This is a genomic window from Paracoccus sp. UBA5162 (assembly GCF_002413585.1).
Lineage (GTDB): Bacteria > Pseudomonadota > Alphaproteobacteria > Rhodobacterales > Rhodobacteraceae > Paracoccus.
Map to the genome: position 1 here is coordinate 29,826 of NZ_DHXG01000097.1, position 10,526 is coordinate 40,351.

General features: G+C 65.6%; 7 protein-coding genes and 1 tRNA gene. 4 read left to right on the top strand and 4 right to left on the bottom strand.

Annotated features, from left to right (window positions below):
* Positions 1 to 260 precede the first annotated feature (260 nt).
* The 3 genes from gyrA to B4A72_RS15660 all read left to right on the top strand — a co-directional run bounded on the left by gyrA (position 261) and on the right by B4A72_RS15660 (position 4,736).
* Positions 261 to 2,957: a DNA gyrase subunit A gene (gene gyrA / locus B4A72_RS15650; protein ID WP_292950651.1), complete on the top strand. Its 2,697-nt coding sequence runs from the start codon at positions 261 to 263 to the stop codon at positions 2,955 to 2,957.
* Between the two features lie 38 nt (positions 2,958 to 2,995).
* Complete coding sequence (locus B4A72_RS15655) at positions 2,996 to 4,096, top strand: AI-2E family transporter (protein WP_292950639.1); 1,101 nt, start codon at positions 2,996 to 2,998, stop codon at positions 4,094 to 4,096.
* 112 nt (positions 4,097 to 4,208) lie between these two features.
* Positions 4,209 to 4,736, top strand: a complete 528-nt coding sequence (locus B4A72_RS15660) for a cell wall hydrolase (protein ID WP_414692118.1) — start codon at positions 4,209 to 4,211, stop codon at positions 4,734 to 4,736.
* 29 nt (positions 4,737 to 4,765) lie between these two features.
* Here the strand turns inward: B4A72_RS15660 and B4A72_RS15665 are convergent, their stop codons facing one another.
* The 4 genes from B4A72_RS15665 to B4A72_RS15680 all read right to left on the bottom strand — a co-directional run bounded on the left by B4A72_RS15665 (position 4,766) and on the right by B4A72_RS15680 (position 10,332).
* The gene (locus B4A72_RS15665; RefSeq protein ID WP_292950641.1) at positions 4,766 to 7,246 is read right to left on the bottom strand and encodes a DUF3772 domain-containing protein; all 2,481 of its coding nucleotides are present in this window, start codon (positions 7,244 to 7,246) and stop codon (positions 4,766 to 4,768) included.
* Positions 7,247 to 7,252: 6 nt separating this feature from the next.
* Complete coding sequence (locus B4A72_RS15670) at positions 7,253 to 8,284, bottom strand: cysteine synthase A (RefSeq protein WP_292950643.1); 1,032 nt, start codon at positions 8,282 to 8,284, stop codon at positions 7,253 to 7,255.
* 96 nt (positions 8,285 to 8,380) lie between these two features.
* A complete protein-coding gene (locus B4A72_RS15675) occupies positions 8,381 to 9,466 on the bottom strand; it encodes an NUDIX domain-containing protein (protein ID WP_292950645.1) in 1,086 nt (361 codons plus the stop codon).
* Positions 9,463 to 10,332: a DUF2059 domain-containing protein gene (locus tag B4A72_RS15680; RefSeq protein WP_292950647.1), complete on the bottom strand. Its 870-nt coding sequence runs from the start codon at positions 10,330 to 10,332 to the stop codon at positions 9,463 to 9,465. Before B4A72_RS15680 ends, B4A72_RS15675 begins: the two co-directional genes overlap by 4 nt.
* A gap of 99 nt (positions 10,333 to 10,431) precedes the next feature.
* On the opposite strand from B4A72_RS15680, the gene B4A72_RS15685 reads away from it, so the two are divergent.
* Positions 10,432 to 10,521: transfer RNA gene (locus B4A72_RS15685), tRNA-Ser, on the top strand.
* Positions 10,522 to 10,526 lie beyond the last annotated feature (5 nt).

Consider the following 10,526-nt stretch of genomic DNA (forward strand, 5'->3'; position numbering starts at 1 on the left):
GCGTCGCCGCCGGCGGCGATGCCGGGGAGGCCGGCCCCCAACCGCGCGCGGTCGCAGGCCCCGACCCGCTTGCTGGATGGCGCCGCGCCCATGGCCCGGCCAGACCGCATAAGGCGGCCGAAGATTGCCCCCGCGCGCGCCCTCGGCTATACCGTCACTCGACAAGATGTTGAGGAACCAGCGTGGCCGACACACCAGAAGACGATCTGCCCGAAACCCCTGACAATGGTGACGAAAACGGCGCGCCTGAACGGGTGGTAATGGCTCATGACGGCCCCGTCATCGACATTTCGGCCGAGATGCGCACGTCCTATCTCGATTACGCGATGTCGGTCATCGTCAGCCGCGCCATCCCGGATTTGCGCGACGGCCTGAAACCGGTCCACCGCCGCATCCTTTATGCGATGAACGAAAGCGGCAATACCGCCGACAAGCCCTATCGCAAATCCGCCCGCCCCGTCGGCGACGTGATGGGCAAATATCACCCCCATGGCGACGCCGCGATCTATGACGCACTGGTGCGGATGGCGCAGGATTTCTCGATGTCGCTGCCGCTTCTGGACGGGCAGGGCAACTTCGGCTCGATGGACGGCGATCCGCCCGCCGCCATGCGCTATACCGAAGTGCGCATGGACAAGCCGGCGAATTTCCTGCTGGCCGATATCGACAAGGATACCGTCGATTTCCAGGACAATTACGATGGCAAGGATCACGAGCCGACGGTGTTGCCGGCGCGGTTTCCGAACATGCTGGTCAACGGTGCAGGCGGCATCGCGGTCGGCATGGCGACCAATATCCCGCCGCATAATCTGGGCGAGGTGGTGGACGCCACACTGGCCCTGATCGAGGATCCCGATCTGCCGACCGAGCGGATCATGGAAATCATTCCCGGCCCCGACTTCCCGACCGGCGCGATGATCCTGGGCCGGTCGGGTGCGCGCAAGGCCTATCTGGAGGGGCGCGGCAGCGTCATCATCCGCGCCAAGACCCATATCGAGGAGCCGCGCAAGGACCGTTTCGCCATCGTCATCGACGAGATCCCCTATCAGGTCAACAAGTCCAGCATGATCGAGCGGATCGCGGAACTGGCCAAGGAAAAGCGGATCGAGGGCATCGCCAGCGTGCAGGACGAATCCGACCGGCAGGGTGTCCGCGTCGTGGTCGAGCTGAAACGTGACGCGACGACCGATGTGGTGCTGAATCAGCTGTTCCGGTTCACCCAGATGCAGACCAGTTTCGGCTGCAACATGCTGGCGCTGAACGGGGGCAAGCCGGAGCAGCTGCCTCTGCGGGATTTTCTTACTTATTTCATAAGTTTCCGCGAAGAGGTTGTGGCTCGTCGCACGGCCCATGAATTGCGCAAGGCGCGTGAACGCAGCCATGTCCTGTGCGGCCTGGCGGTCGCCGTCAGCAATGTCGATGAGGTCGTGGCCACGATCCGCAGCAGCGTCGATGCGGCCGAGGCGCGTCAGCGGCTGATGGAACGGCGCTGGCCCGCCCATGACATTGTCGAATACCTGCGTCTGATCGACGATCCGCTGCATCCGGTGAACGAGGACGGCACCTATAACCTGTCCGAAACCCAGGCCCGCGCGATCCTGGATTTGCGCCTGCAACGCCTGACCCAGATCGGCGTCAAGGAGGTCACGGACGAGTTGCAATCCCTGGCCGAGTCGATCCGCGACTATCTGGCGATCCTTGCTTCGCGCGAACGGATCATGGCCATCATCAGCGACGAATTGCGCGAGGTGAAACAGCTCTTCGCCGTGCCCCGCCGCACCGAGATCACCGAATGGTCCGGTGACATGATGGACGAGGACCTGATCGAGCGCGAGGACATGGTCGTCACCATCACCTCGGGCGGCTATATCAAGCGCACGGCGCTGGCCGAGTTCCGCAGCCAGCGTCGCGGCGGCAAGGGCCTGTCGGGCATGGCCACCAAGGAAGATGACGTGGTGACGACGCTGTTCGTTGCCAATACCCATACCGAGCTGCTGTTCTTCACCACGGACGGCATGGTCTACCGACTGAAGACATGGCGCCTTCCGCTGGGCGGACGGACCGCGAAGGGCAAGGCGATCGTCAACATCCTGCCGATCGAGCCGGGCGTGTCCATCGCCGCGCTGATGCCCGTCGATGCACCCGAGACGGAATGGGAGGCATATCAGGCCGTTTTCGCCACATCGCAGGGCGATGTGCGCCGCAACGCCCTGTCGGACTTCACCAATGTCAAGTCGAACGGCAAGATCGCCATGAAGCTGCCCGAAGGCGTCAGCCTGATCGGCGTGCGGATGGCCACGGTCGAGGATGACGTGATGCTGGTGACGGCGCAGGGCAGGGCGATCCGCTTTCCGACCACCGCAGTCCGGGTCTTCAAGGGCCGCGATTCGACCGGCGTGCGCGGCATCCGTCTGGCAGATGGCGACAGCGTTGTCAGCATGTCGGTGATCCGCCATTTCGAGGCCGATCCGGCCGAGCGCGCGGCCTATCTGAAGATGCGTCGCGCGGTCGCCGGGGCGCTGGATGACGGAGCCGAGGCCGACGAGGACGAAGAAGCCGTGGCCGAGGGCAGCATCACCCAGGAACGCTATGCCCGAATGTCGGCGGCCGAGGATCTGATCCTGACGATCACCGCCAGGGGCGCGGGCAAGATCAGCTCCAGCCATGGATATCCGGTGCGCGGGCGCGGTGGCCAGGGCGTGATGGCGATGGACCGGGCCATGCGCGGCGGCCCGCTGGTCGCCAGCTTTCCGGTCGAGATGGACGACCAGATCATGCTGGCGACCTCGACCGGGCAGTCGATCCGCGTGCCGGTCGAGGGGATCAGCTTCCGTTCGCGCAGCGCCGGCGGCGTCAAGGTGTTCAATACAGCCAATGGCGAGGTCGTGGTTTCGGTCGCGCGAATCGCGGAACAGGGCGACACGGAAGAGGGCGACACGGACGAGACGGAGGGTTAGAATAGCCCCCGGCTTTCCGCGACAGGGCGAGGCAGGGATTGGACCACAATTCACGCGAACAGATCCTGCGGGATCGATTGCAGACGGGCTTTCTGGGCATCATCGCCTTCGGCCTGCTGCTGTTCATGCTGGTTCAGGCGCGCTTCATCCTGATCTCTCTGGCCATCGCCATCATCCTGTTCTCGCTGACGACGGATGCGATCATGGGCATTTCGTCGCGGCTGAAGGTGCCGAAATGGCTGGGCACGACGCTGGCGCTGATCGGCATCACCCTGGCCCTGCTGTGGATATCGACCACCATCGTCGCGCAGGTGAACGAGGTCGTGCTGACCGCCATCGCCTATGCCGAACAGGCGCAGGCCGCGCTGCCCAGCCTGACCCAGCGGCTTGGTCCCGACGTGCAGGAACGGGTGCTGACGGCGATCTCGAATTTCAACATCACCGGCTGGATCCGTTCGCTGGCCGGGCAGGCGTCGGGGATCCTGTCGGGCAGCGTCCTGGTGATCCTGTTCGTGGGCTTCATGTTCGCGGAACAGGTCTGGTTCCCGGTCAAGGTCGAGCGCCTGACCGGCGATGCCGCGCAGGCCAGGCAGGTCACGCGGATCATCTCGTCGATCATGCACCGGGTGAACCGCTATCTGGTCGTCAAGACCGGGGTCAGCGCGGTGACGGCGGTGATCGTCTGGATGATCTTCAAGCTGGCCGGGCTGGAACTGGCCGTCGCGGTGGCCATCCTGACCTTCATCCTGAATTTCATCCCCTCGGTCGGCTCGATCATCGCGACGGTGATCACAACGCTGCTGGCCTTCGTCCTGACCGGCGACATCTCGGTGACGGGGATCGTCGCGCTTGGCTGCACGATCACGCAATTCGTCATCGGCAATGTGCTGGATCCGATGCTTCTGGGCCAGACGCTGCGGCTGTCCAGCTTTGGCATCATTCTCAGTCTTGCCTTCTGGGGCGCGGTCTGGGGCATTCCGGGCATGTTCCTGGCGGTGCCGATCATGGTGGCCCTGATGATCGTCTGTGCCCACATCCCCTGGCTGCGCCCGGTGGCCGTGCTGCTGTCGCGCGAGGGCCTGCCTGACGATGGCAGCAGCGACGAGGACGACGACGCCCCCGCCTCGATCGCCGCCTGAGCGGCAAACCCCCGTCGCTTGCGCCTGACTGTTGCTGCAACACCGCCGGCTTTGCTATCTTCCCCGCAACAAAGACCGAAAGAACCGCGATCAGCGGGAAGGGGACAGGCAGATGACAGTTTCGACCTGGACGCCAAGGGCGGTGCGCCGTCTGGCCGGGATGCTGATGTTGCTTGCGGGCTGTTCGGGCGGCGCAGGCGGTTCGAACGCGGTGCTTCGCCGCTCGGATCTCGATTGCATGATGCGGGCGATGTATTTCGAATCCAACCGCTCCAGCCGCGATGGCATGGTGGCGGTGGGCAGCGTGGTGATGAACCGCGTGCGCTCGGACAGGTTTCCCGACAGCGTCTGCGGCGTCGTGGCGCAGAGGAACCAGTTCGCGCCCGGCGTCATGAGCCGGAAGATGAACGATCGCTCGGTTCCGATGGTGCGCGAGGCCGCCCGGTCCGTCCTTCGCGGCGAACGGCATCCGCTGGTCCAGAACGCGAAGTTCTTTCACACTGCGGGCTACCGCTTTCCCTACGACAACATGCACTACGTTCTGGTGACGGGCGGAAACGCCTTCTACGAAAAACGCAAGAATTATCTGGTCACGCGCCCGTCGCCTCCGCGGCCGATCGAGGGATTGACCGGGCGCTGAGGCCGGCCCGCAGGGCCGGACCCGCCGGCTCAGCGATCGCCGTCGCCCTGATCGCCATCGCCCGGCAAATCGCGCGCGGTTTCCGTCCTTGCCTTGCCGACGCGCGGATCGGGGGCGCCGGGCGCCGTGCCGGGCGCTGCCGAAGGGGCCGGGCCGCCGGTATCGGCCGCGCCCGGCAGGGCCTCGGGATTGCGCAGCCAGATGTCGCGCTGCGCGAAGGGAATCTCGATCCCTTCCTCGGCAAAGCGGCGCACGACCTCGTGCAGCAGTTCCGAGGTCACGCCCAGCCCGGTGCCGACATCGGCCAGGATCGCGCGAATCTCGAAATCCAGCGAATCGGGGCCCAGGTTGCGGAACAGGATCGCCGGCGCCGGATCAAGGGCCACCAGCGGGTGATCCTCGACGATCTCTTGCAGGATCTTCTCGACCTTGCGGGTGTCGCTGCCATAGGCCACGCCGACCGGAATGATGATGCGGCCGATCTTGTTGTGGCGGGTCCAGTTCGTCACCGGCTGGCTGATCAGGTCGCTGTTGGGAACGATCACCTCGGTCTTGTCGAAGGTTTCCACCTGGGTCGCCCGGACCGAGATCTTCTTGACGATCCCCTGCTGCCCGCCGGCGCTGATCCAGTCGCCGACACTGACCGGGCGCTCGATCAGCAGAATGATGCCCGAGACGAAATTCGACACGATGTTCTGAAGGCCGAAACCGATCCCGACCGACAGCGCACCTGCGACGATGGCCAGCGATGACAGGTCGATCCCCGCCGAGGTGATCGCCAGCACAGCGGCCAGGAAGATCCCCAGATAACCAAGACCGGAGACGACCGCGTTCTGCCCGCCTGTATCCAGCCTGGTCTTGGGAAGGATCGAGTTGCGGAACGCGCCCTGCACCGCGCGGGTGATGAAATAGCCGATGGCGAAGACGATAAGGAAGGTCAGGACGGTGCCGGGCGACAGGGTGACGCCGCCGAAGCTGAAGCCGCTTTCGATCCGGGTCCAGTATTCAAGAAGGTCGGTGCCCTTGGCCCCCCAGATCACCAGGAAGACCGGGATCGACAGGATGACCAGGCCAAAGCCGATCAGCAGCGGCGCCAGCCCTTCGCGCGCGCCCTCTTCGCCGCGCTTCAACATGTTGAACAGGTCGGCGATGAAGTCCTGAAGGATGATCAGCACGCCAATCAGCGCCAGGCTCAGCGACCAGGGCCAGATCAGCAGATTGGCAAAATTCACGAAGCCGATCGCGCCCAGAAGGATCGCGACGATCACGATGATGCGCGTCAGCGCCCCGGCCCAGGACAGGATCCGGTAGCGATAGACCAGATCGCCCGCATCCGGCCGCCGGGTCAGGCGGCGCAGGATGTTGCCCAGCCGGAACAGGGCCAGGCCCGCCAGGACGATCAGCGCGAAGTTGAAGACCGAGGCCCCGCCCTCGGCAAGGTCCAGGGGAACCCGGTCGCGATTTTCCGTGACCGAGCTGTAAAGGCCCGAGCGCGGCAGGATCGCGGCGGCAAGGACGTGGTGGACCGCGAAGACGGTAGCCAGGAAATCGACCATGTGGCGGGCTGTGTCGCGGGCGCGGTCGGCAAGCTTGATCGTGTCATAGGCGATGGCATGCTGCGGAAACAATTGCCGCGACAGCCAGCCGCCGCTGAACAGGATCACCGCCGCCGCCGGAACGGCCTCGAGGATGGGCAGGGTCCACGGGCCGGGCAGACCGGTCGCCTTGACCGCGCCGATGGCCAGATAGGTGCCGATCATCGGCACCAGGATCTGTCCCAGCGAGGTGATGAAGACCACCACCGCCCGCGAATATTCCGACGCGCGCGCCGACAGGCGCGAGGGCAGCATCCCGACCCATGGCCGACCGAAGATCAGGATCACCAGCGCCGCGACCAGATAGGCCGCGACACTGGGCAGGCGTGGCTTGAGGTCGGACCAGGTGCGGCCCGCCTCGTTCGCCGGTCCGGCCTCGCTCAGCAATCCTTCGAACAATGCCACGGCGTTCTCTGCGGCCAGCGTCCAGTTCGCGGGGACAAGCGGCGAGGGTGACAATCTTGCCAGTTCCTGCGCCTTCCTCTTGTCGCGGATGGTGTCGATGCTCTGGATGATGGCGTTCGCGCGGCTGGCGGCCTCGACCGCCTTCTGTCGCGGCGCCTGAAGCTTGGCCAGCTCGTCGTTCAGTTCCGTCCGGCGCGCGGCGATGTCGCTGGGCTCGGTCTCGCCGTCCTTCGGCGGGGCGCCAAGAGCCTCGATCTGCTGTTTGACGGCTGTGATCCTGTCGCCGTTGACGTTCTGCGCCTGCTGGAAGGTCCGCCGCCAGTCGAAGACCTGTTGCCGGATCGCGGTCAGCCGTTCAAGGTTGCTGCTGCCGTCCGCGACCACCGTTTCCGCCTGTTGGGCAACCTGTTCCCACTTGCCGAAATCGGGTTTGGGAACGTCCTGCGCCGCAAGCGGAGATGCAACAAGGATGAGGACCGTCAGCAGGACGGCCAGAAACGCGCGTGCCATGGAATGTCAGCCTTCGAATACTTCCGGAAGGTCGGGTGCCTCGCGGGTCAGCCAGTCGGGCACCGGCAAGTCCTTCGCCCGCAGGAATTCCGGGTTGAACAGCTTGGTCTGATAGCGATTGCCGTAGTCGCAAAGGACGGTCACGATGGTCTGCCCCGGCCCCATTTCGCGCGCCATCCGGATCGCGCCCGCGACGTTGATCCCCGAGGATCCGCCAAGGCACAGGCCTTCCTCTTTCAGCAGGTCGAAAACGACGGGCAGCGCCTCGGCGTCGGGGATCCGGTAGGCGTAGTCGGGCGTGAATCCTTCCAGATTCCGGGTGATGCGGCCCTGTCCGATGCCTTCGGTGATGGAACTGCCCGGGCTGTCGAATTCGCCGGTCGTATAGAAGGAATAGAGCGCCGCCCCCTCGGGATCGGCCAGCCCCATCCGGACGCCGCGCGGTTGCAGCGCCATGGCGACGCCCGCCAGCGTCCCGCCCGAGCCCACCGCGCAGATGAAGCCATCGACCTTGCCGTCAGTCTGGTCCCAGATTTCCGGGCCGGTCGTTTCCAGATGTGCCTGACGGTTGGCCGTGTTGTCGAACTGGTTGGCCCAGATCGCGCCGTTTGCTTCTGTCCTGGCCAGTGCCTCTGCCAGGCGGCCGGAATAGCGGACGTAGTTGTTCGGATTCTTGTAGGGGGCGGCGGGAACCTCGACCAGGATGGCGCCGGCCAGCCGCAGCATATCCTTCTTTTCCTGGGATTGCGTCTCGGGGATCACGATGACCGAGCGGAATCCCATCGACGCGCCCACCAGCGCAAGCCCGATCCCGGTATTGCCGGCCGTGCCCTCGACGATGGTGCCGCCGGGCTTCAGATCGCCGCGCGCCATGGCATCCTTGATGATATACAGCGCTGCCCGGTCCTTGACCGACTGGCCGGGATTCATGAATTCGGCCTTGCCCAGAATGGTGCAGCCGGTTTCCTCGCTGGCCCGGCGCAGCCGGATCAGAGGTGTCTTGCCGATCGCGTCGGCGAGATCAGAGCAGATGCGCATGGCGACCGGCCTCCATCCGGACAATACATCGCGGGTCGGGATTACCTACACATGGCGCGGCGGGCGGGGCAACCCCGTGATGTCAGGCGAACCCGATCACGATCGGGACAGTTCCGCCAGCAATCCGTCCCTGCGGGCATCCAGCCACAAGGCCAGCATCGCCAGCGGCCCGTTGCTGACCTGTCCTGACAGAACCATCCGCAGCAGCGCCTGCCGGTCCAGCAGATGGCCCCTGATATCCTCGGCCTCTCCGTCCAGCCCGTGCACGCCTTCCGTGCCGTCGGGCAGGTCGGCGATGCCGAGATAGAGATACAGGAATTCTGTCACCGCGCCGGGGCTGGGATAGTGATGGATCGCCGGAACAAGACGGATCAGGCGCAGGTCGGCCTCTTCCAGGGTCTCGCGGCGGGCCGCGTCCTCGGGGCTTTCGCCGGCATCGACACGGCCGGCGACGGCCTCCAGCAACCACGGCTGCGGATCCTGGCGCAGGGCAGGGGCGACACGGAACTGCTCGATCGCCAGCACCCGGTCGCGGACGGGATCCCAGGGCAGCACGACCACCGCATCGCCCATGATGAAGCCCTCACGGCTGGCATTGCGGGTGAAGCCGCCGTCGTGGCGGCGATGTGACACGGTCATGGTCTCGACCGCGAAATAGCCGGCATAGGGCTGACGATGATCCGACAGGCGCAGGTCGCCGGGTCCGCGCCGTGCCACGACATCCGCGCCCGAGACCGGCCCCGATCGCGCGCGTATCCGGCTTTCGGCCCAGATCGCGATCATCGGCAGGCGCGCCCGCAGCCGTCCTGACTCGATCCCTTGTGGCGATTGCAGAACCAGGCGCGCGATCTCTGCCACCAGGGCCGCGCGCGCCGGGTTCGGCCGCCACTCGTCTTCTGATGCCGGGCCGCGACCGACCCCCAGCAGGGATCGGCCCCCATGGGCCAGCGGTTCCAGCCCCATGACCGCGGCATAGCGATCCAGCGCATCATTCCGCGCCACCCGCACCGCCGCGATCCGACCGGGCGCGCCCTGATAATGCGGCCAATGCTCCGCGTCGATCCCCGCCCTTGGGCCGCCGGACAGTCGGCCCTGGATGGTTTCCGCCTTGCCGCCAAGGCCAAGCGCCTGCATCACGGCCGTCTGGGCCAACGGGCCGACCAGCAGGACATCACCGCTCACAACTGGCGTCCCCGCATCTGTCCGGCGGCCGTCAGGCCCAGCTCATAGGATGTCTTGCGGAACACCGCGTCAAAGCCCGCGAACATCAGCCCCGACAGGGCCTTGCCCCCGGCCGATCCGGCAAAGACGATATAGCGGTCCAGATCCGCATCGCTCAGGGGCGAATAGGCCAGCAGCAGATAGCTTTCCATCCACTCCGTCGTCTGCGCCCGGATTTCCTCCTCCTGCCGCCAGGTGTCCCGCAGCATCCGCTCGGCGTTCATCGGCATGTCGAACCCTTCGCCCTCGGCGAAGCCTTCGGAAAAGGCCATCGCGGCATTCATGCCGCCCGCGACATTCGGCCCGATCAGCTGGGCCTCGTCGATCAGCCGCCGGATCCGTGCCACGCGCGGATCGTCGCGGGCTGCGGCCGCCGACAGGGCTTCGCGGGCGGCGGCCTCGGCATCGGCATCCAGCATCGTCCGCCGGGCCGAGTTTTCCAGCCCGACCAGCCTTCGCCCCAGATCGCTGCGATAGAAGGTCAGCGCATCTTCTATCCGTCCTCGATCGGCGTTTTCCCTCGCGGCCTCCAGCCCCTCGCGGAACAGGCTCTCGAGCCGATCCGGATCGTGAATCCGGGCCACCTGATCCAGCCATCCGCCGGTGCCGCCCCGCTTGAACAGGTCCGCCTGCATATCCTCGGCCTCGGCCACCGCCTCGTCGCGCAGGATCGGCATCAGCGATTCCAGATCCATGGTGTTCCACAGCCTTTCGGTCAGCGGCGCGGCCGGGCCACCATGGGATTCGGACTGGATAATGGTCACCGGCCGGGCCTGCGCCAGGGCCGGAAACACCAGCACCAGCGCGATTGCCAAGGATCGAAGCATGTCGCCACCTTTCGCGAGAGGAACGGGATTTTTTCGGCCAAACCCTCTTGCACTTCAACCCCCACCCCTCTAAATCCGCGCCTCACCACCCAAAAGCGCGGAGAGGTGCCGGAGTGGTCGAACGGGGCGGTCTCGAAAACCGTTGAGCCTGCAAGGGTTCCGTGGGTTCGAATCCCACCCTCTCCGCCACTTGC